Annotated in this window: 19 protein-coding genes and 2 pseudogenes; 11 read left to right on the forward strand and 10 right to left on the reverse strand. The window is 73.2% G+C overall.

The genetic code is table 11. The features are described from left to right. Window positions 1-60: 60 nt before the first annotated feature. Window positions 61-1,764 carry an IucA/IucC family protein gene (locus JS756_RS10805; RefSeq protein ID WP_240203591.1) on the reverse strand — a complete coding sequence of 568 codons (1,704 nt, stop codon included), beginning with the start codon at window positions 1,762-1,764 and terminating at the stop codon, window positions 61-63. Window positions 1,765-1,874: 110 nt separating this feature from the next. Between JS756_RS10805 and JS756_RS10810 the strand changes: the two genes are divergently transcribed. The 5 genes from JS756_RS10810 (at window position 1,875) to JS756_RS10830 (ending at window position 7,930) form a co-directional block, all read left to right on the forward strand. Then, window positions 1,875-3,410 (forward strand): IucA/IucC family protein, encoded by a 1,536-nt coding sequence (locus JS756_RS10810; protein WP_205382798.1) that lies wholly within the window; start codon window positions 1,875-1,877, stop codon window positions 3,408-3,410. A gap of 80 nt (window positions 3,411-3,490) precedes the next feature. Continuing rightward, window positions 3,491-5,029, forward strand: a complete 1,539-nt coding sequence (locus JS756_RS10815; RefSeq protein ID WP_205382799.1) for a hypothetical protein — start codon at window positions 3,491-3,493, stop codon at window positions 5,027-5,029. Window positions 5,030-5,073: 44 nt separating this feature from the next. Beyond that, complete coding sequence (locus tag JS756_RS10820) at window positions 5,074-5,805, forward strand: NUDIX hydrolase (RefSeq protein WP_205382800.1); 732 nt, start codon at window positions 5,074-5,076, stop codon at window positions 5,803-5,805. A gap of 50 nt (window positions 5,806-5,855) precedes the next feature. After that, entirely contained in the window at window positions 5,856-7,118 is a 1,263-nt protein-coding gene (locus JS756_RS10825) for a VWA domain-containing protein (RefSeq protein ID WP_205382801.1), read from the forward strand. Next, window positions 7,118-7,930: a hypothetical protein gene (locus tag JS756_RS10830; RefSeq protein ID WP_205382802.1), complete on the forward strand. Its 813-nt coding sequence runs from the start codon at window positions 7,118-7,120 to the stop codon at window positions 7,928-7,930. Before JS756_RS10825 ends, JS756_RS10830 begins: the two co-directional genes overlap by 1 nt. Before the next feature lie 189 nt (window positions 7,931-8,119). Here the strand turns inward: JS756_RS10830 and JS756_RS10835 are convergent, their stop codons facing one another. Then, window positions 8,120-8,758, reverse strand: a complete 639-nt coding sequence (locus JS756_RS10835) for a winged helix-turn-helix transcriptional regulator (protein ID WP_205382803.1) — start codon at window positions 8,756-8,758, stop codon at window positions 8,120-8,122. Window positions 8,759-8,842: 84 nt separating this feature from the next. On the opposite strand from JS756_RS10835, the gene JS756_RS10840 reads away from it, so the two are divergent. The 4 genes from JS756_RS10840 to JS756_RS10855 all read left to right on the forward strand — a co-directional run bounded on the left by JS756_RS10840 (window position 8,843) and on the right by JS756_RS10855 (window position 12,033). Beyond that, window positions 8,843-10,051, forward strand: a complete 1,209-nt coding sequence (locus JS756_RS10840) for a pyridoxal phosphate-dependent aminotransferase (RefSeq protein WP_205382804.1) — start codon at window positions 8,843-8,845, stop codon at window positions 10,049-10,051. A gap of 216 nt (window positions 10,052-10,267) precedes the next feature. After that, window positions 10,268-10,867: a histidine phosphatase family protein gene (locus JS756_RS10845; RefSeq protein WP_205382805.1), complete on the forward strand. Its 600-nt coding sequence runs from the start codon at window positions 10,268-10,270 to the stop codon at window positions 10,865-10,867. 49 nt (window positions 10,868-10,916) lie between these two features. Continuing rightward, window positions 10,917-11,540 carry a hypothetical protein gene (locus JS756_RS10850; protein WP_205382806.1) on the forward strand — a complete coding sequence of 208 codons (624 nt, stop codon included), beginning with the start codon at window positions 10,917-10,919 and terminating at the stop codon, window positions 11,538-11,540. Window positions 11,541-11,610: 70 nt separating this feature from the next. Further along, window positions 11,611-12,033 carry an acyl-CoA thioesterase gene (locus JS756_RS10855; RefSeq protein WP_205382807.1) on the forward strand — a complete coding sequence of 141 codons (423 nt, stop codon included), beginning with the start codon at window positions 11,611-11,613 and terminating at the stop codon, window positions 12,031-12,033. Between the two features lie 341 nt (window positions 12,034-12,374). On the opposite strand, the pseudogene JS756_RS10865 reads toward JS756_RS10855, so the two are convergent. The 8 genes and pseudogenes from JS756_RS10865 to JS756_RS10900 all read right to left on the reverse strand — a co-directional run. Beyond that, window positions 12,375-12,554, reverse strand: a pseudogene (locus tag JS756_RS10865) (hypothetical protein); the annotation flags it as partial. Window positions 12,555-12,834: 280 nt separating this feature from the next. After that, complete coding sequence (locus JS756_RS10870) at window positions 12,835-14,220, reverse strand: 8-oxoguanine deaminase (protein WP_205382808.1); 1,386 nt, start codon at window positions 14,218-14,220, stop codon at window positions 12,835-12,837. Window positions 14,221-14,288: 68 nt separating this feature from the next. Then, a pseudogene (locus JS756_RS36650) lies at window positions 14,289-15,028 on the reverse strand (solute carrier family 23 protein); the annotation flags it as partial. A gap of 182 nt (window positions 15,029-15,210) precedes the next feature. Further along, window positions 15,211-16,167, reverse strand: coding sequence for a factor-independent urate hydroxylase (gene pucL, locus JS756_RS10880; RefSeq protein WP_205382810.1), 957 nt, complete (start codon window positions 16,165-16,167; stop codon window positions 15,211-15,213). A 4-nt stretch (window positions 16,168-16,171) separates the two neighbouring features. Next, complete coding sequence (gene uraH, locus JS756_RS10885) at window positions 16,172-16,579, reverse strand: hydroxyisourate hydrolase (RefSeq protein WP_205382811.1); 408 nt, start codon at window positions 16,577-16,579, stop codon at window positions 16,172-16,174. 7 nt (window positions 16,580-16,586) lie between these two features. Next, entirely contained in the window at window positions 16,587-17,096 is a 510-nt protein-coding gene (gene uraD / locus JS756_RS10890; RefSeq protein WP_205382812.1) for a 2-oxo-4-hydroxy-4-carboxy-5-ureidoimidazoline decarboxylase, read from the reverse strand. 164 nt (window positions 17,097-17,260) lie between these two features. Continuing rightward, window positions 17,261-17,629 (reverse strand): helix-turn-helix domain-containing protein, encoded by a 369-nt coding sequence (locus JS756_RS10895; protein ID WP_205382813.1) that lies wholly within the window; start codon window positions 17,627-17,629, stop codon window positions 17,261-17,263. Then, window positions 17,626-17,874 (reverse strand): YkoF family thiamine-binding protein, encoded by a 249-nt coding sequence (locus tag JS756_RS10900; RefSeq protein WP_205382814.1) that lies wholly within the window; start codon window positions 17,872-17,874, stop codon window positions 17,626-17,628. The genes JS756_RS10895 and JS756_RS10900 overlap by 4 nt, the downstream gene beginning before the upstream one ends. Window positions 17,875-18,010: 136 nt before the next feature. Here JS756_RS10900 and JS756_RS10905 point away from each other — a divergent pair, with 136 nt between their 5' ends. Continuing rightward, window positions 18,011-18,850: a TIM barrel protein gene (locus tag JS756_RS10905; RefSeq protein WP_205382815.1), complete on the forward strand. Its 840-nt coding sequence runs from the start codon at window positions 18,011-18,013 to the stop codon at window positions 18,848-18,850. Window positions 18,851-18,879: 29 nt separating this feature from the next. Further along, window positions 18,880-19,773, forward strand: coding sequence for a 2-hydroxy-3-oxopropionate reductase (locus JS756_RS10910; protein ID WP_205382816.1), 894 nt, complete (start codon window positions 18,880-18,882; stop codon window positions 19,771-19,773). Window positions 19,774-19,895 lie beyond the last annotated feature (122 nt).

Below are 19,895 nucleotides of genomic sequence, written 5' to 3' on the forward strand. Positions count from 1 at the left end.
ACGCCGGAGACGGGCGGGGCGCCGGGGAGCCGGGCTCCGGGGTGTCCGGCCAAAGGCGGCTCACGCGCCGGGATCCGTGTCCCGGTGTGGCGGGCCGGCCAGCGGGTTGGGCAGCGGCCGGTAGCGGGCGTCGGCGCCGTCGGCGCCGGTCCAGCGCAGCAGCAGGTTCGTCTTGCCGGGCAGGGTCGGGGCGGCGAGCAGCGCGGCCGTCTCGGGCAGCCGATGCCGGGCGAACTCCCGGCGCGCGGCGGGCCAGGGGTCCAGCCCGGGGTGGTGCTCGGCCAGCGCCCCGGCGACCTCTGTGAGGTGGTTGACGACCAGGCAGTACACCAGCCGCTGCCACCCGGCCGCCCGGCCGACGTCCGGCAGCAGTTTCACCCCCTCGGCGTCCCGGAAGAGGGCCTGCACGGGCGTCCCGCCGGCGTCCACGGCGACCAGCGTGTTCTGCAGGTGCGCCTCCAGTACGACGCCGTGGTCGGCGAAGGCGGTCAGGGCCGGGGGGACGACGGCGGCGAGATAGGCCTCCCACCAGGCCGCCGGGTCGGGGGCCGCAAAGAGGGGGCTGCCCGGGAACCCCTCCACCAGGCCGGCGGCGAGCAGCGGGGTCGCACCGGGCAGCAACCGGTCGCGAAGCCCGTCCCGGACCAGGACGGCAAGCTCCTCGAAGGCGAAGGCGGCGGTGCGGTAGCCGCGGTCGCTCAGCCAGGCGGAGGGTCCGCGGGCCGACCCGACGGCATGCGCGGCGGCCCGGTCGGCGCGGCGCAGCCTCAGCAGGTCGTGCCGCCACAACCGGCGGATGTCGTTGGTGATGCGCACGTCGAGGCTGAACTTGACGAACAGGTCCTCCTGCGGCGCGTACAGCGTGCGGATCGCGGCGGTCGGCCAGACCTCGGACGTGGTCGTACCGAGCCGGACGAGCCGGCCGTCCGCGAAGGCCGCCGCCAGTCGGTGTCCGACGAGGTCGAGCTGCCAGGGGTGGGCCGGCAGCAGCCGGTAGCCGGGCGGGGCCGTGCCGAGGGCGTCCAGGGCGGTCGTGTCGCCGTCCTCGACGACGGCGTCCTCGCGCAGCCCGAGCAGGACGAGCGGAAAGCGGGCGTGGGCCTCGGGCGCGTACGGGAGCCAGGTCGCCGCCGGACGTCCGCCGCGGGACTTGGGCGCGGGGTGGTGGGGGTGACCGGTGATCAGGGACTGCTCGGAGCAAAGGTAGCGGTCCTCGGGCGGGGTCGCGCGGGCGCGGGCGCCGAGCAGCGCGGCGACGGTGTCCCGGCTGTCGGTCATCTCCGCGGGCAGCTCGCGGTTGGGCAGGCCGGTGTGCCGCAGGAGCTCCTCGGCGACGAGCGCGACGAGGTCGGCGTGGCCGAGCCGGCGCCAGCCGTCGGCCGTGCCCAGTTCCGGGTCGGCGGGCCGCCGTGTGCCGCGCACCCGCAGCAGCCGGCCCGTGCCGGGCAGCCGGTACACGGGGCGACCGGCCTCACCCGGCACCGGCCGGGCCACCTCCCGCAGGAGGCAGTTGAGCAGGGGGGCCGACGCGTACGCGTCGGCCGCGGCTCCGGCGCGGGGGGCGCCGGGCGCGAGGCCGGGCCACGTGCGCACGCCGGACGGGGCGGCGGCACGGGCACCGCCGTCACCCACCGCCGTCCGCACCCGGGCGGCGGCCCGGCGCTCCCCGGCCCTCCAGTCGTGCTCGCCGGCCGGCGCGGTCGGGCCGATGGTGGCTGCGGCATCATCGTGGGCCCCGGCGTCGTCGCCGGCGGCCTGGGGCATGAAGTCCACGCGTTCCACTCGTTCCCTGCGGTCATGTCGGACGGGGACGATCAGTATCGCCGCCGTCACCGCACGCCCTGACGCCCTATTCGTACCCGAGGAGCCCGACCGTGCACCGACCTGCCACTGCCGAGGACGAGGTCGCCGCCGAGCTTGCCGTCGTACGCCCCGGTCTGGTGCCGGAGTTCGCCCGGCAGCTGCCGGGCGCCCGGGTGGCCGTGCTGACCAGGCTGTGGCGGGGGTTCGCCCATGAGCCACTGCCCTGGGTGGAGCGCCGTGAGAGCGCCGGGGGCGGTCTCACCCTGCGGCTGGCGGACGGCCGGCGGCTGCACGGCCCGGCCGCGGACCCGTACGCGACGGCCGACCGTGTGACGGCCGTGGAGCTGGACGGGGTGTCCCACGACCGGCCGGAGCGGCTGATGGCCGCCCTCGCCGTGCCGCATGCGACCGCGTTCTCCGCCGAACTCGCGCACAGCGTCGCTTCGTTGGCGCTGGCCCGGGCGGGCCGACCGGATCGCCCGAAAGAGTGGCCCACGACCGACTGGGAGTGGGAGCGGCAGGTGGTGGACGGGCATCCGTATCACCCCAACTGCCGTTCCCGTCCCGGTTTTTCGGTGGCCGACCAGCTGGCGTACGGCCCGGAGCACGGACCGGTGGTGCGCCTGGGCCTGCTGGCGGTGCCGGCGGAGGAGTGCCTGGTGGCCGGGGACTGGCCGCGGTGGCTGAGGGAGCGGGGGCGGGTGGTGCTGCCGGTGCATCCGTGGCAGGCGGCGCACGTACTCGAGCGGGGTTGCGCGGAGGGGCCGGCCGCGCACCCGCTGATGCCGGTGCGCACGCTCGCGCTGCCGGAGGGCCCGCACGTCAAGACGGCGCTCAGCGCGCGGCTGACCTCGTCGGTGCGGGACATCTCCGTGGGCTCGGTACGGACTGCGGCGGCATTGTCGGCGTTCGCGGAGGACATCGCCGCCCGCACCGGCGGGTTGCTGCACGTCACCCGCACGCTGGGCGCGGCCGCTGCCGGCTCCCCCGACCTGGCGGCGGTGCTGCGCGAGTCACCGCGACAGTACGCGGGCCCGGGTGAGCACGTGGTCCCGGTCGCGGCCCTGCCCGCCACCGGGCTCACCGGATCACCGGCCTGGACGGCCGCGTTCGCGCGGCTCGCGCTCACGGTCGGCTTGCGGCTGCTCCAGATGGGGGTCGCACTGGAGGCACACGGCCAGAACCTGCTGGTGGTGCTGTCGGAGCAGGGCGAGCCCCGGCGGCTGGTCTACCGCGACCTGGCGGACATCCGGGTCGGTCCGGCCCGGCTGGCCCGGCACGGCATCGCGCTGCCGGAGCTGTCCGAGCGCATCCTCACCGACGACGTGGCCGCCCTGCGGCGCAAGCTGTTCGGCTCCCTCGTGGCCGGCTCGCTGGCGGCGACAGCCGGTTCGGGTCCGGCCCTGGCGGCGGCGCTGGCGGCGGCCGTGCCGGACCTGCCGGGCACCTCCGACCTCCGGGCGCTGTGCGAACAGCCCGTGCCCGCGAAGGCGCTGACACTCATGCGGCTGTCCCGTGACGGCGGCGACCGGTGGACGGACCTGCCCCGCCCGGAGGCCGCCCCCGATCCGATAGCTGATGTCCCGTCACATCACTCGCCCCAATAGGGTGATGACACTCCCCGGCGGCGTCGTACGGTGGTGGCTCCATGGGGGACACCCGACGCAAGAGGTGCGGGGAGCAGGACATGACCGACGTCGACAGCAGCGACGACCTGATGACACCGATCCGTCCCGAGCAGTTGGACCCGGGAGCGGTGATCGCGCAGTCGCTGGACAACCAGTGGGTTCCGGCGCAGCTCACGAAGGACATGATCGAACGGGGGAGGTCGCTGGACCAGGTGGCCCGGCAACGCGTGGCCGAGGTGCGGGCGGAGTACTTCCGCAGCCTCATCAACGCGAGCCAGGTCGTGGTCAACCGCGCCTACTTCTACAACAACGACGCCATCAACCGCGATCTGACGGAGGAGGGCGAGGCGCGCGAGGCGCACCGCAGGCTGCTGGCCTCGGGGGCGATCGTGCCCTTCCTGATCAACGAGCGGCATCCGGGCGAGGAACCGCCCGCCCGTCTGCACGTGCGGCGCGAGGGGTTCACCGCGTGGCAGGAGACGCTGGCGGGGCTGGCGTCCACCGACAGGGTGCGCTGCGTGCGGATGTCCTGGGACGATCCCGTCCACGACCGGGAGAACCGGGACCACACCCGCACGCTTCTGTTCCAGCCGTTCGCCGAGAAGGTGCAGGGGCTGACGGCGAAGGACATCGACGTCCTCGCCGCGCACGTCGGTGTCGGGCCCCAGGAGGCGGACCGGTTCGGGGCGCGTCTGGGCGAGGTGGTCGGGTTCAGCAACAGCCTGAGCGTCCGCCGGCAGCCGGTGGTGCGCAACACCCTGTACGAGGAGTTCGTCTCCGTCCCCGGCACGAATGTCGCGGAGGGCCGCTACGACCGGGACAAGCCGTTCGCCGCGGAGATCAAGCAGCTGCTGGACCTGATCTACAACGTCAACCTCGCCGACGCGCTGGGGCGGTACCCGCTCACCCCGGTGGGCAGCCTGCGGCGCGTGGTGCTGCAGGAGGCCCGCGAGGCCCGGGCGACGCCCGGTGTGATCGAGGATCCGGAGCAGTTGCAGACGTTCCTGCGGCGGCAGACCTTCGCCACCGTCCAGGACCACCTCACGCCGGCAGCGGTGGACGCGCTGACGCTGCGGGACATCGGGGAGCTGCGCCAGACGGCCGCCTGGCACGCCTACACGCGGGCGTTCGGCGAGCTGACGGCCTCCCCGGAGGCCTTTCAGGACTCCGTCGGGCGGGTCTTCGACCGCTACGTGGGGCTCAACTCCGAGATCCTCAGGCTGGCCCGGGAGCGCCGGCGGGCCCGCCCCAACCCGTGGCGGCCGGTGGTGGAGGTCGTCGTGACGGTGGGGGCCGCGGTGTTCACGGCCGTCAGCGGCAACGACGTGTGGGAGGTGACGGGGGCGGTCCTGCCGCTCGCGGTGACCGGCTCGCTGAGCGGTTCGGTGCAGCTGGTGCTGCGCAACCGGATCCACGGACGGCAGGAACAGAGGTTCGCCCGGGAGATCGCGAGTGTGCGGCTGGCCAGTGCCCGAGAATGGGAGGAGTTCCGCGATCTGGCGCGAAGGCTGCCGGGCTACCGGGAGGAGGCGGGCGCCGCGCCCACCGCCCGGGCGGCCACGACCACCCAGGACAACGAGGATCTGCCCGACTACTGACCGCCCCCGGCTGGAGTGACCGTGCATCGTCTGCGAAGCGCCCGATGAACCGCTACGAGGCCCTGCGCCGGGCTGTCCCCGAGTGGTTCAGCAACTCCCCCGGCGGCATCGATGTCCTGACGGACCGTGCCCTGGAGCGTCGGGCGCGCCGCGAGGTCACCCTCGCGCGGCACACTGGGCGGGGCCGCTTCGGTGCGCTGCGGGCGCGGTTGCGGGCGGCGCTGCGGCCGGTGCCGTCCGGTGTGGTGTCCGCGGGGCCGTACGTGTGGCATCTGCGTGACCCGGTGCGTTTCCCCGACGGGCGGCTGGGCCTGTACGACCGGCTCCTGCCGCCGCCGGAGGCCTCCCCCGGCGTGGTGGTGCTGCCGCTGCTGGGGGCCGAGGGGGACGTCGTCCTGATCGAGCACTACCGGCACGCGACCCGCAGCCGCCACTGGGAGGTGGTGCGCGGTTTCGGCGACCCGGGAGCCACCGCCGAGCAGAACGTCGCCCGGGAGCTCGAGGAGGAGATCGGCACCACCCCCGCGAAGGTGACGCCGCTGGGCGCGGTCCACCCCGACACCGGGCTCTGCGCGCACCGGGTGGAGCTGTACGCCGCCCGGATCGAGCACGTGGGCGCCCTGGACGCCGGCGAGGCCATCGACCGGGCGATCACGGTGACACCGGACGAGGCGGAGGCGATGGCCGCCGACGGCCGGATCACCTGCGGCTTCACCCTGGCCGTGCTCTACCGGGCCCGGCTGGCGGGCCTGTTGGGCGGCGCCGGGCGGTCCTGACGGCCGCGGTCGTTTTGAAGCGGAGCGGCTTCGGTCAATAGGATCCGCCGATGATCACAAGACAACGGCTGGCGGCAGGGCTGGGGGCCCTGCTCGCCGCGCTCGCGGCCGGGCTCGCGTTCCCGGCGGGGGCGGTCGCCGACGAGACCACCGCCAACGCACCGAAGGTCGATCTCGTCATCGACGTCAGCGGCTCGATGCGGGCGAAGGACATCGACGGGCAGTCGCGGATGGCCGCGGCGAAGCAGGCGTTCAACGAGGTGCTGGACGCCACCCCGGAGGAGGTGCGGCTCGGCATCCGCACCCTCGGTGCCACCTACCCCGGCGACGACCGGAAGACCGGCTGCAAGGACACCGCGCAGCTGTTCCCGGTGGGGCCGCTGGACCGGACCGAGGCGAAGGCGGCGGTGGCCACCCTCACGCCGACGGGATGGACACCGATCGGCCCGGCGCTGCTGAAGGCCGCCGACGACCTCGACGGCGGCGAGGGTTCCAAGCGCATCGTGCTGATCAGCGACGGCGAGGACACCTGCGCCCCGCTCGACCCGTGCGAGGTGGCCCGTGAGATAGCGGCCAAGGGCATCGGCCTGACCATCGACACACTCGGCCTGGTGCCGAACACGAAGATGCGCAAGCAGCTCAGCTGCATCGCCGAGGCGACCGGCGGCACGTACACCTCCGTCGAGCACGCGGACGAACTCAGTGACCGTGTGAACCAGTTGGTGGACCGTGCCGCCGATCCCGTGGTCACGCCGGTGGCCACCGAGGGCGCGGCGGAGTGCGCCAAGGCACCGACGCTGAAGTCCGGCCTGTACACCGACCGCGAGGAGTTCGGCCGGGAGCGCTGGTACCGGGTGGACGTCGAGCCGGGCCAGGAGCTGCGGGCGGCGGTGAGCGTGGCAGCGGACCGCGCGGTCAGCCCGGACTACGGTGTGCTGCTGCGCGCCGTGACGGTGCACGGCCGTGAGATCGTGCGCGGAGAGGCCGCGGGCAACGGCCGTACGGATGTGGTCTCCACCGGCCTGCGCTATCCGAAGGCCGAGAGCGACGACGAGGAGGCGCCCGCCGAGACGGTGTGCCTGCAGGTCACGCACTCCTTCGCGGCGGCGGCCGGGGTGAAGAGCACGCCGGGCCTGCCGCTGGAGCTGACCGTGGACGTGGTGGACGGCCCGTCCCCGGCGGGCGACGTGGCCTCGTTCGGGCTGGGCCGCGGCTGGTGGCTGCTGGGCGCCCTGGTCGTCGCCGGCTTCCTGGGCGGTCTGGTGTGGGGCTGGCTGTCACGCTGGCGTGTCGCGGTGTGGAGGACCAACTGATGCGTATCACCAAGGCGCTGAGCGCCGCGCTGCTCGCCCTCGGCCTGGCGGCGGGCCCGGCGGCAGCCGACTCCTCCCCCTCGCCCGAGCCGTCGGGCGGCAGCGGCGCGCCGACCGAGGCGGGCACCTCGTTCCGCACGGCGGCGGAGATGGAGCAGGGCCGGACCGCGACCGCGAGTGGTTCCACGGGGGACTACCTGTACTGGTCGTTCCCGGCGGACACCGGCCAGCGGCCCACGGTCACGGCGACGGTGAAGCTGCCCCCGTCGCAGTCGGGCCGCCAGACCTGGCAGGTCGACGTGTACGACGGACTGCGGCGCCGCCAGGCCTGCCAGTACGGCGCGCAGACGCGCACGGCCGCCCCGGGCGGCTCCACGGTCGAGCTGTCCTGCACGCTGCGCACGGTCCGGTCCTGGTCGGAGCCGTGGGCGGACGACCCGCTGCCGGGAACGTACTACATCCGGCTGACCGTGGTGGGCCTGACCCAGGACGATCTCGGACTGCCCGTCAGCACCGAGGTGCGCGTGGAGTCCAAGGACATCGGTGGTGCGGCGGCGGTGGACGGCTCGCTGGCGAAGCCGCTGGTGCCGGGAATCGCGGTGACGTCGGCGGACGAGGACTCGGGCGACGGCAAGTCGGCCGCGGCGGTGCTGTCGGCCATCGACCCGGACGACGGCTGGTCCTCCGGCTGGTGGACCGACCGCTGGGTGTGGACGGCGATCGGCGGCATGCTGGCCGCGCTCGCGGGCATCGGGGGCTACGTGCTCACGCGCGGCCCGGGCCGCCCCTCGCGGGTGCCCCCGGCCGGGTGACACCGCCGACCCGGTGACGTGACGTCATCCGGTCCCGAGGTGTTCGACGGGTGCGGCGGGACGGGCGTCACGGGGGCCGCGGCGCCGTCGGCACCGGGAGTCGACGTCACGACGGCCCGCCGCAGTCGGCGGTGCGGCCGGACCCGCCGTCACGAGGGCCTGTCGCACCGATGGTGCGACAGGCCCTCGTCACGTCTCCCGCAGCTCCTTCGCGGGCGCGCCGTCGCCCTGCACCTCGACCCGTCCGTCGCGCACCGCGCCGAGGAGGCCCAACTCCCCGCGGGCCAGGGCCGTGCACGTCGCGGAGTCCAGGACCAGCCGGACGTCGGGGTCCCCCGGAGCGGGCCCGTCGCCGTAGACCGGCGCCTCCGGGACGCCGACGTGGAGGTGGAAGACACCCTCCTCCAGCCGGACCTCGACGAGTCCCGCCCACCCGACCCGCCGCTCCAGTTCCCTGAGCAGCGGCAGCGCGAACCAGTGCGCGCGCACCGCGTCGGTGGCGCGCCGCTCCGCCAGCTCAACCTGCCCCCACTCCCCGAGCGCCTGCAGCACGGGCAGCAACCCCTTCCCGCGCGGGGTGAGTTCGTAGACGTACGCGGCGCCGGGCGGGAGCAGCCTGCGTCGCTCCGCGAGCCCGTCGCGCTCCATGTCCTTCAGCCGAGAGGCGAGGACGTCGGTGCTCACCCCCGGCAGATCCGCGTGCAGGTCGGTGTAGCGGCGCGGCCCGGCGAGCAACTCCCGGACGATCAGCAGGGTCCAGCGGTCGCCGACGACATCGAGGGCGCGGGCGGTGGAACAGTACTGGTCGTAGCTTCGGCGAGGAGACATGCGACGCAGTCTAGACAAGTTGTTGGACTTTCCAAGCTTCCACTTGGTAAAACCAAGCAACGTCAGATTCCGGAGGGACGGCGCATGGAGTTCCGGCAGTCGAACAAACTCAGCGAGGTCTGCTACGAGATCCGCGGACCGGTGATCGAGCACGCCGACGCCCTGGAGGAGGCAGGCCACAGCGTGCTGCGCCTCAACACGGGCAACCCGGCCCTCTTCGGCTTCGAGGCGCCGGAGGAGATCCTCCAGGACATGATCCGCATGCTCCCCCGGGCACACGGCTACACCGACTCGCGCGGCGTCCTCTCCGCCCGGCGGGCGGTCGCCCAGCGCTACCAGAACCTGGGCCTGGAGGTAGGCGTGGACGACGTCTTCCTCGGCAACGGCGTCAGCGAGCTGGTGTCGATGGCGGTGCAGGCCCTGGTCGAGGACGGCGACGAGATCCTCGTACCCGCGCCCGACTTCCCCCTCTGGACGGCGGTGACCACGCTGGCGGGCGGCAAGGCGGTCCACTACCTCTGCGACGAGCAGGCGGAGTGGTACCCGGACCTGGCCGACATGGCGTCGAAGATCACGGACCGCACCAAGGCCGTCGTGATCATCAACCCCAACAACCCCACCGGCGCGGTCTACCCCGAGGAGGTCGTCGAGGGCATCCTCGACCTGGCCCGCCGGCACGGCCTGATGGTCCTCGCCGACGAGATCTACGACCAGATCCTCTACGACGACGCCGTGCACCACTCGGCCGCCGCCCTCGCCCCCGACCTCGTCGTCCTCACCTTCTGCGGCCTGTCCAAGACGTACCGGGTGGCGGGCTTCCGTTCGGGCTGGCTGGTGGTGACGGGCCCCACGCAGCACGCACGTGACTACCTGGAGGGCCTGACCATGCTGGCCTCCATGCGCCTGTGCGCCAACGCGCCCGCCCAGTACGCCATCCAGGCCGCCCTCGGCGGACGCCAGTCCGTCCGCGAGCTGACCGCACCCGGCGGCCGGCTGCACGAGCAGCGCAACGTCGCCTGGGAGAAGCTCAACGAGATCCCCGGTGTGTCCTGCGTGAAGCCGAAGGGCGCGCTCTACGCGTTCCCCCGCCTGGACCCCGCCGTCCACCGGATCCACGACGACGAAAGGTTCGTCCTGGACCTTCTGCTGCGCGAGAAGATCCAGGTCGTCCAGGGCACCGGCTTCAACTGGCCCACCCCCGACCACTTCCGCATCCTGACGCTCCCCCACGCCGACGACCTGGAGGCGGCGATCGGGCGGATCGGGAGGTTCCTGGGCGGGTACCGGCAGTAGCGGCCCGCGCCGGTCACCTGCCGTTGCCGGCCCGCGGCCCGGCAACGGTGCCCCGGCCGCCCCCGCTCGGACCCGGCACGGCGGCGCGCCGGGTCCGGGCGGCCCGCGTGCCGTACGGCGGGACCTCGGGTAGGCCCCTCGGGTCGGCCTGCCCCGGCGGACCCCGCACGGGTGCGGCACCGCGAAGCCGGGGGGTCGGGCTCGTAGCCTGGGGACATGGGTGATCTCTTTCTGGTCCGGCACGGTGAGACGGAGTGGTCGCGGTCCGGGCGGCACACCGGCTGGAGCGACGTGCCGCTGACCGAGCGCGGCCGGCAGGAGGCACGGGGACTCGTGCCGCTCGTCCGATCGCACCGGATCGGGGCTGTGTTGGTCAGCCCGCTGCAGCGGGCCCGGGAGACGGCCGAGCTCATCGGGCTGCACGACGTCCGCGTCGACGCGGATCTGCGGGAGTGGGACTACGGCGGGTACGAGGGCGTCACGACCGTCGAGATCCATCGGGAGCGGCCGGACTGGTTCCTCTTCAGGGACGGCGTGGTGCCGGGCCCGCCGGAGCATCCCGGCGAGAGCGTCGAGCAGGTCGGGGAGCGGGCCGACCGGATACTGGCGAAGGTGGACGCGGCGTTCGCCAACACCGAGGGATGCGTGGTGCTCGTCGCCCACGGGCACTTCCTGCGGGTACTGACCGCGCGGTGGCTGGGCCTGCCCCCGTCCGAGGGAGCGCTGTTCCAGCTGGCGACGGGGACGCTGTGCCGGCTCGGCACCGAGCACGCGCGGCCGGTGATCGCCGCGTGGAACGTCAGACCCCCGGCGTAGCCTTCGCAGCAGGTGGTCCCAGGGAGCGACCACCGGGAGGGAGCGCGCCGTGACCCGTCCGCCGACCGCCGCGCAGCGGCGTGTGATCGACACCGCCGACCCCGTCACCGGGCGGGTGAGGGGGACACCGGCGCAGCTCGCCGCGCTGGTGAAGCGGGGGCTGGCCTTCCGGCATCCGAGACCGCCGCACGACCACTTCCTGACCCCGGCCGGACACAGGGCCCGGGAGGCGGATCCGGCGCCGCCGACGCCGGCGGAGGGCTCGGACGGCGCCGTCTTCTCCGCGCGTGTCGGCGGGGAGGGGGACGCACCGGCGTCCGGGCCGGCCCGGCTGCGTGAGGTGCACAGCGCCTGGCAGGGACTGCTGGAGCTGCGCCGGATGACGAATCCGGACGGGGCGACGGACCGGCCGTGCGGCTGGGAACGCGCGCATCTGGTGCGGTCCGCAGCGCTGGCCCTGGAGGCGGCCGGGCATCGGCCGGCGGGGCCGGAGGGCACCGGATACCGGGTCCGGGCGACCGCGCAGCCGGAGGCCGTCGCCGTCCACGACGAGGACACCGCAGCCCTCGGCGCCTGCGCGGCGGCCCTCGAACAGGCCGGCTGGCAGACCGGCGAGCACACCGAACCCCGCACCCGGGTCCGCTACCTGCTGGCGTCGCCGCGCCGGGTGTGAACGACGTGCCAGGATCAGGGACGACGGGGCCGGCGGCCGCACAGGCCGCCGCGTGAATGAAGGGGAACCAGTGAGCGAGCCGTTTTCCGTCCGGATCACCGTGCGCGGCTACGAGACCGACGTGCAGGGCCATCTCAACCAGAGCGTCTACCTCAACTACGCCGAGCACGCACGGTGGTCGCTGCTCCAGGCCGCCGGCATCACCCAGGCCGGCCTGACCGCGACCGGTGTCGGTCCGGTCGCATTGGAGACCACCATCCGCTATCGGCGCGAGCTGCTCGCCGGTGACGAGGTCGACGTGTCGTGCGTCTTCGAATGGGGGGAGGGCAAGACGTTCCGCATCCGGCAGACCATCCGCAGGACGGACGGCACGGTGTCCGCGGAGATCACCGCGGTCGGTGGCCTGCTGGACCTGGGAGCGCGCAGACTGGTCGCCGACCCGCAGGAGCGGTTCAAGGAACTGGCTGAGGACCCGGGCCTGTTCGGCCTGTAGCGGACTCCGGCCCGGCCTCACATGCCTCCACGCCCCGGCGGCGGCCCCCGACGTCGGCGGGTGTCGCGGGCCGGGCGTAGGGGGCCGTCCGGTGACACGGCCGGAGAGGGAGGGCCGGAAGAGGAGCCCGGCGGAGGCGGTGTCCACCCGTCTCCCCTCGGGGCCCGGTCACGCCGGTGCGGGTCAGTGCACGGCGGCGATCTCCTCCCCCGCCTCCATCGGACGGGTGACGTCCTGGGTCTCGGGGCTCCTGCCCAGGTGGTCGAAGATCAGGTTGAGCACCACGGCCGTCACGCAGCCGGTCGAGATGCCCGAGTCGAGGACGATCCTCGCGGTCTCGGTTCGGCGGCGGACAGGCCCACGGCCACGCCGACGATCAGGGGCGGGGCGACGACACCGGCGTACATGGCGGCCACGTGCTGCAGGCCGCTGGTCGCCGTGTTCAGGGCTGGGAGTTTCTCGTCTACGAGGTGGGTGGCCACGGCGGCTCCCCCGGTCGGCTGCCACGTCGCCGTCGACATGGGTGTCAACGAGGCGGTGCGGGCGGTCATGGGGGGGGACCTCCCTGCTCGGGCGCGGGCCGCCGCAAGCGTGGGAGGGAGGGACCGTCACGGGGGTGGCGCGAGTGAGCGGTGGACGGTGACCGTTCCGGGGCGCGCGCGTCCGCACGCGCCCCGGAGACGGCTGCCGTGGATCCCGCTCGGATCCACGGGTCCCGGCCGGGAGCCGTCCCTCACGGCCGGAATTCTCGACCGGGCCCACCGCACTCGGCGGGCCCGGGATTCGGCGTTCCGCCGCGGATCAGTCCTGGGCGGCGATCCGGGCCAGGCGCTGGGCCTCCGCGCGGGTGGAGCGGGCCACGGCATCCTCGTCGACGGTCAGCAGGCGGCCGTTCCCGACGATCTGCCGGCCGTTGACGAAGGAGGCGGTGACCGGTGCCGCGGCGCCGAGGACCAGGGCGGTCACCGGGTCGGCGATGGAGGCGTGGGCGAGCGTGTCCATCCTCCACAGCACCACGTCGGCCAGCTTGCCCGGCTCCAGCGAGCCGATCTGGTCCGCCCGGCCGAGGACCCGCGCGCCGCCGTGGGTACCGAGCCGCAGCGCCTGACGGGCGTTCAGCGCCGCCTCGCGGTGGGCGCCGAGGCGGTTGATGAGCAGGGCGTTGCGCAGCTCGGTGTGGAGTTCACCGGACTCGTTGGAGGCGGTCCCGTCGACACCGAGACCGACGGGGACGCCCGCCGCGAGCATGTCGGGTACGCGGGCGATGCCGGCCGCGAGGCGGGCGTTCGACGACGGGCAGTGGGCGACACCGGTCCCGGTGCGGGCGAACGCGGCGATGTCGGAGTCGGTCATGTGGACGCAGTGCGCCATCCACACGTCGTCACCGAGCCAGCCGGTCGACTCGAAGTAGTCCGTCGGGCCCATGCCGAACAGCTCGTGGCAGAACTTCTCCTCCTCCACGGTCTCCGAGCCGTGGGTGTGCAGCCGTACGCCGAGGCGTCGGGCCAGCTCGGCCCCCTGCCGCATGAGTTCGGTGGAGACGGAGAACGGCGAGCACGGGGCGACGGCCACCTGGGTCATGGCGTCGAAGGAGGCGTCGTGGTGCTCGGCGACGGTCTCCTCGGTCGCGGCGAGCGCGCCCTCCAGGGTCTCGACGGCGAAGTCCGGCGGCAGACCGCCGTCCTTGACACTGCGGTCCATGGAACCGCGGGCCAGCGTGAAGCGGACGCCCGTCTCGGAGGCGGCCCGGATGATGGCGCCGGACAGATCGCCGGAGCCGTGCGGGAAGACGTAGTGGTGGTCCATGGCGGTGGTGACGCCGCCGCGGGCCATCATGGCGAGCGATCCCTGCGCCGCCGCGTAGCACATCTGCTCGTCGATGCGCGCCCAGGTCGGGTAGAGGGCGACCAGCCAGTCGAACAGGTTGTGGTCGGTGGCCAGGCCGCGGGTGATCCACTGGTAGAAGTGGTGGTGGGTGTTGACCAGACCGGGCGTGGCCAGGTGGCCGCTCGCGTCGATCCGGCGTTCCACGTTCTCCAGGCCCTCGGGGGCCTTGCCCGCGCCGACCGACTCGATCCTGTTGCCGACGAGGACGATGTACCCCGAGGCGTACTCGGTGTCGTTCGCGTCCACGGTCGCGATCGCACAGTTCTCGATGACGGTGCGCTGGGCTGCCGATGGTGCCATGGGGCTTCCTTGTCTTTCAGTGGCGGCCCGTGGACGGGCGGTGTCCACGGGGAGGGCACGGCAGGACCCTAGGAGGATTTGAGTGCCGGAGCCGTGCGCCGGCTCCGGGTGCCGAGGTGGTGGAAGAACAGGTGGAGCAGGACCGTGACGAGTGCGCCGGAGCCGAGCACCCCCGCGCCCGGGGCGGGAACCCGGCGCGGAACGTCGGCGCCGCCGGCGCGACGGTGGCGGCGCCGAGCGCCACCGCGACGACGACCGCGGAGCCGGTGTCCGGGACCCCGACGACAGCGTGTGGTTGCCGCTGACGGCGATCGAGCCGAGCAGGACGATGCCGGCGCCCCCCGAGGACCGGCACGGGCGCCGGGGGGGACGACGGCACCGAGGACCGGGAACACGCCGAGGATCATCGGGGCACCGCCCGCGACGGAGACGGAGACCGGGGCGACGCGGCGGCTGCGCACCCGGGTCGGGAGACGACGCCGGCGTTGCGGGCGAAGGCGGAGGCGGAGGCGGGGAAGCAGCCGAAAGGGGGACGGGCAGGGTGGCGCTGCCGTCGGTGCCCGGGGCCGCGGGTGCGGATCCGGGCGCCGGTACGGCGGCCGCAGATCTCGCCGAGGGCGAGCCTGCCGGCGCCGGACCCGGTCATCGGCCCCCGCATCACGGTGGGCGGCGACGGCACGGCCGCGGGCCGGACGGCCGGCGGCCCGCAGGCGAACGGTGCGGGCAGCGCGACGGCGGGTGCGGAGGGGAGGGCGCCGGAGTCGGCCGTGCCGAGCGGGAGAGGCACCGGCCTGCCGGCGAGCAGCCCGGGCCGCGAGGGGTGGGGCTTGTCGTCCACCGGGTGCAGGGACACGACGGAGTCCTCGGTGTGCACCGGCGGCGTGGGACAGGGAGCGGTCGCCGGCCCCCTTGCGGGCTGTGCCATGGTGTTCCCTCCGGTGTGGCGCGTCCCCGGCCCGGGCGAGGGGACCGGGGGACGCGCGCCCCGCGTCAGAGGTTGGTCATGTCGACCGGGATACGTGCCTCGCAGCCGTCCCGCAGCACGGTGCCCTCGATGAGGCCGTAGGGGCGGTCGGCGGCGTAGTAGACGGCTCCGTCGGCGGTTTCGTTCTTCAGCCCGAAGGGCTCCAGGTCGACGAGGAAGTGGTGCTTGTTCGGCAGGGAGAAGCGGACCTCGTCGATCTCGCTGCGGTTGTTGATGATGCGCGAGCCCATCTGGTACAGCGTCTGCTGGAGGGAGAGGGAGTAGGTCTCGGCGAAGGCCTGGAGCATGTGCTTCCTGACCTGCTCGTAGGACTTCTCCCAGTGGGGCATCTTCTGCTCGTCGTCGGTCCAGTTGAAGCGCCACTGGGCGGCGACCGACGTGGCCAGGATCCGGTCGTAGGCCTCCTGGAGCGTGGTGTACTTGTCCTTGATGTAGCCCCAGAACTCGGAGTTGGTCGAGTTCATCACCGTCAGGTCCTTCAGACCCGAGACGACCTCCCACTTCTCACCGTCGTAGGTGATCTGGGTGAGGCGGGTCTCCTGGCCCTTGCGGACGAAGGAGTGCTTGACCTCGTCGGCGCCGATGAACCGGGAGTTGGCGTCGGAGCTCTCGATCCGCTCCCAGGCGTACTCCTCGATGCGGATGCGCGCCTGGTGGATCACCTCCTGCGAGGTGACGAAGTGGCGGGCGAGGTGGATGCCGAACTGCTCGGCGGACTCGATGCCGTGTTCCTTGGCCTTGGCGAACACCGTGTTCTTCGTGGTGTCGGTGGGCAGGACGTGGGCGTTGGAGCCGGAGTAGTGGACGTCGTCCATGTCGCCGCTCAGCGCGACGGAGACGTTGAGGTCCTTGATGTGGTGGGTGGCGCCGTCCCGCGTGATCTTGACGACTCGGTTCTCGGCCTTGCCGTACTGGTTCTGTCCCAGGATCACAGGGCGGGCAGGGCGGGAATTGACGGTCATTTAGCTAGCTCCCTCGGTAAACGGAGTAGCCGAACGGGTTGAGCAGCAGCGGTACGTGGTAGTGCTCGCCCGGCACGACGGCGAAGGTGATCGCCACCTCGGGGAAGAACACGCCCGGTCCGCTGTCCCGATTCGCGGGGGCGTCCTGCTGCGCATCGGCTTGCTTCTTCGCAGTTCTGTCTTCGAAGTACGCCTCGACGGCGAAGTCGAGCCGTACGTGGGTGGTCCCCTCCGGCAGTGCCGGCAGGTCCTTGCACCGCCCGTCCGCGTCGGTCGCCGAACCGCCGAGCGCCTGCCAGTCCGCCGCGCGCCCGCCGCGGGCGCTGAGGTGGACGGCGACGCCCTCGGCGGGGCGGCCGAGCGAGGTGTCCAGGATGTGCGTGGACACGGAGGCGGTGGTGCTCGTGCTCATGCTGCTGTCAGTCCTCTTCGACGAGTCGTGCCAGACGAATGCGGTTGATCTTGCCCAGCTCGGTGCGGACGATCTCCCGCTCCCGCTCGGGCGAGTTGCCGATCCGCTCCTCGACCGCGTCCCGCATCTGCTCCGCGGTCCTGCCGGTGGCGCAGATGAGGAAGACGTGGCCGAACTTCTCCTGGTAGGCCAGGTTCAGTTCCAGCATCTGGGACCTGAGCTCCTCGGAGGCACCCGCCATGCCGCGCTGTTCGCGCGCCGAGGTCGGGTCGCCCGGCTTGGGGCGGCCGATCGGCGGGTGGCCGGCCATCGCCTCCTGGAGGTCCTGAACGGTCAGCTCGGCCAGGGCGGCGTCGCCGGCGGCGTACAACGCGTCCGCCGTGGCGTAGGGGCGGGCGGCCAGCAGCTTCTTCGCCCACGTCGTGGAGGCGCACGCCTCGTGAAGGGCGGCGAAGGCCGCGGGCTCCTCGAGCTTGTTGAAACGGGCCAGGCCCGGTGGTGTGGATGGGGAAGTCACGGGAGCCTCCGTGGCCGCGGACGGCCTGCGTACTGAACGGGCTGCCGACAGCTAACGCCCTCCGAAACTCGACGTCAACACTTTGTTGAAAATTCGGGGTTACAAAAGCCGCCGCCCCTCGGGACGGCGGCCTGGCGGGCGAGGGCCCCGCGGCGACGCCTCGATCAGGCCTCTTTCTCGCGGTTGAGGTAGTTGTAGACGGTGAAGCGGCTGACGCCGAGCGCGCCGGCCACCGTCTCCACGCCGTGCCGCACGGAGAAGGCGCCCCGCGCCTCCAGTATCCGTACGACCTCCTGCTTGGACCTGCGGTCCAGGTCCGCCAGCGGCTTGCCCCTCTTGCGCTCCATGGCGGCCAGGATGTGGTCGAGGGAGTCGGCGAGCTGGGGCAGCCGCACGGCGACCGCGTCGACCCCCTCCCAGGAGAGCACCACGTCCTCGGGGCCGGCCTCGTCGGGCGGCAGCATCTCGCCGCCCATGGCATCGACCAGCGGCTTCACTGCGGCGATGAACGACTCGCCCGCGGTCCCGGTCACACGCCCTCCTCGACGACGTTGACCTGCAGCGAGATCCGGGTGGCGCCGGCCTGCAGGGCCTTGCGCAGCAGGGCGTCGACCGCCGTGAGGACCTGGTCGGCACCCCCCTCCGCGGTGTTGCCGAAGGGACCGACATCCACGGCGTCCAGGTGGGCCGCCTCGACGACCTCGCGGGCCACGAGCGCGTGCGCCGGCGCCTCGTCGAGATCGAAGGGCTCGGTCGTGAACTCCACTCTCAATCGCACGCGGACAACCTAACGCGCGGGGCCGCATTACGCCGACCCCCCTTGACAAGCTCCGACCCCCGACTGCAATCTTCCAGTAAGCAGAAACTAACTTCCGCAATACGGAATCTCGACACGGAAGGGAGCGCGACACCCGATGGGATTCGCAGACCAGCGCTTCAACGTCAACCTGTCGATCCTCTTCACGGAACTCCCGCTCCTGGAGCGCCCCGCCGCCGCGGCGGCGGCCGGCTTCACCGCGGTCGAGCTGTGGTGGCCCTGGATCGACACCCCGACGCCCGCGCAGTCCGAGCTCGACAACCTGAGGAAGGCGATCGAGGACGCGGGCGTGCGGCTGACGGGCCTGAACTTCTACGCCGGGCAGCTGCCCGGCCCGGACCGCGGGGCCCTGTCGGTGCCCGGCGAGGAGTCGGAGCGGTTCCGCGCCAACATCGACGTGGCCGCGGACCTCGCCGCCTCGCTCGGCTGCACGGCGCTCAACGCGCTGTACGGCAACCGCGTCGAGGGCGTCGACCCGGCCGAGCAGGACGCGCTCGCACTGGAGAACCTGGTCCTCGCGGCCCGGGCCGCCGACCGGATCGGCGCGACCTTGCTGATCGAGGCGCTGAACCGACCTGAGTCCCCGCTGTACCCGCTGGTGAGCGCACCGGCCGCGGTCGACGTCGTGGACCGGGTGAACGAGGCGACCGGCCTCGGGAACGCCGCGTTCCTCATGGACCTGTACCACCTGTCCATGAACGGCGAGGACCTGCCGTCCGTGATCGAGCGGTACGCCGCGAAGACCGGCCACGTCCAGATCGCCGACACCCCCGGCCGTGGCGCCCCCGGCACGGGCTCCCTCCCCCTGGCGGACCTGCTCGGCCTGCTCGGGAAGGCCGGTTACGACGGCTGGGTCGGCCTGGAGTACAAGCCCGGCGACCGCCCGAGTGCCGAGGCCTTCGACTGGCTGCCCGTCCCGGCCCGCGCCGCCCGCTGAACACCCCCGCACCGAGAGGCACCCCCATCATGAGCAAGACGCTTCCCAAGATCGCCTGGATCGGCCTCGGCATCATGGGCTCCCCCATGTCCGAGAACCTCATCAAGGCGGGCTACCAGGTCACCGGCTACACCCTGGAGCAGGAGAAGCTGGAGCGCCTGGCCGCCGCCGGCGGCACCGCGGCCCCCTCCATCGCCGAGGCGGTGCGCGACGCCGACGTCGTCATCACGATGGTCCCGGCGTCCCCGCAGGTCGAGGCGATCGCTTACGGCCCGGACGGCATCCTGGAGAACGCCCGGTCCGGCGCCATGCTGATCGACATGTCGTCGATCACCCCGCAGACCTCGATCGACCTGGCGAAGGCCGCCGAGGGCAAGGGCATCCGCGTCCTGGACGCCCCCGTCTCCGGCGGCGAGGCGGGCGCCGTGGAGGCCGTGCTGTCCATCATGGTCGGCGGCACGCAGGCCGACTTCGACGAAGCCGAGCCGATCTTCGAGGCGCTCGGCAGGACCATCGTGCTGTGCGGTCCGCACGGCTCGGGCCAGACGGTGAAGGCGGCCAACCAGCTCATCGTCGCCGTCAACATCCAGGCGTGCGCCGAGGCCGTGGTCTTCCTGGAGAAGTCCGGCGTCGACCTGAAGGCGGCGCTGGACGTCCTCAACGGCGGCCTGGCCGGCTCGACCGTGCTGACACGGAAGAAGGACAACTTCCTCGGCCGCGACTTCAAGCCGGGCTTCCGCATCGACCTGCACCACAAGGACATGGGCATCGTCACCGACGCCGCCCGCAACGTCGGCGCGGCCCTGCCCGTCGGTGCCGTGGTCGCCCAGTTGGTCGCCTCCCTGCGCGCACAGGGCGACGGCGGCCTGGACCACTCGGCGCTGCTGCGCGCGGTCGAGCGCCTCTCGGGCGCGCAGCTCTGAGACCCGGCCGAGGCGGGGCCCCCGGCGCCGAGCCCCCCCGGCCCACCGTCGGGCCCCGGCTGCGGCTGGGCGTCGGGGCCCCGCCCGGCCCACGACTTCCGGGTCGCGGTGTCGCTGACACC

It is taken from the genome of Streptomyces actuosus (assembly GCF_016921115.1).
GTDB lineage: Bacteria > Actinomycetota > Actinomycetes > Streptomycetales > Streptomycetaceae > Streptomyces > Streptomyces actuosus_A.